1 protein-coding gene is annotated in these 1,153 nt (G+C 70.9%); it reads right to left on the reverse strand.

From position 1 onward, the window contains the following. A partial coding sequence (locus VF202_13475; protein HEX7041123.1) for an NAD(P)/FAD-dependent oxidoreductase occupies window positions 1-1,153 on the reverse strand: 1,153 nt, incomplete at both ends.

Here is a 1,153-nt window from a genome sequence, read left to right on the forward strand (position 1 = left end):
CTTCGTCGCCGACGAGCTTGAAGATGCCGTCCCGCCGGTGGGCGACGACGGCGCGGGCGAGGTGCTCCGCCGAAAGGGTCGTCACGCTCGGCGTGAAGCCGGCATCACGAGCTTCTTTGTCCGTCATGCCCACGGAGGCGACCTGCGGATCCGTGAAGGTGACCCGGGGCGTGGCCGTGAGATCGATCGGGCTCGGCGCCGCGCCGGCCCGCCCGGCGAGCGCCGCTTCCGCGGCGATCCGTCCCTGAAGCGCGGCGACATAGACGTAGCCCGGTCCACCGGTCACGTCGCCCGCCGCGAAGATGTCCGGATTCGTCGTCCGCATGAACGCATCCGTCTCGATGAAGCCCCGCTCGGTCGTCTCCACGCCCGCCGCTTCAAGGCCGAGCCCCTCCGTGTTCGCCCGCCGGCCCGTGGCGACGAGGAGATCGTCGGCCCGGACCTCTCCTCCGGGCTCGACGCTGACGGTGCAACCGTCTTCGGCACGGCAGACGCTCGTCACCTTCACGCCGGTACGGATCTCCATGCCCTCGGCCTCGAGCGCCCGCTGGAGCGTCTCAGAGGCGTCCGGGTCCTCGGTGGGCAGGAGCCGGTCCATGGCCTCGAGCACCGTCACGCGCACGCCGAAGCGGTGGAACGCTTGCCCGAGTTCGAGCCCGATCGCGCCGCCGCCGATCACGATCATGGATCCGGGGAGGCGGTCGAGCTCCATGACCGTGGTGCTGTCGAGCGCACCGGCCTCCTCGAGCCCGGGGATGGGAGGCATCGCCGGACGGGTGCCGGTCGCGAGCACGATCTTGCTCGCCCTCACCACCCGTTCGCCCACGCGCACCCGGCCGCGCCCGAGCAGTTCGGCCCGGCCTCGGAGGAGCGAGACGCCCTTGTAGGCGTGCAACACGTCCAGGTACTTCTCGCGGCGGAGATCCTCGACGATTGCCTCCTTCTGGCGGAGGATCTCCGTCCAATTCAGGTCCGGCTCCGAAGGCGAAATGCCGGGGAAACCCCGGCGGGCCGTGTGGTAGCGGTGGGCCGCCTCGATCAGGTACTTCGACGGGATGCAGCCCACGTTGACGCAGGTGCCGCCGACGACCTCGCCGCCCTCGACGATCGCCGCCGTGGCTCCGAGCTCCGAGGCACGGATCGCGGCCGCCAT

Source organism: Trueperaceae bacterium (assembly GCA_036381035.1).
Taxonomy (GTDB): Bacteria; Deinococcota; Deinococci; order Deinococcales; family Trueperaceae; genus DASRWD01.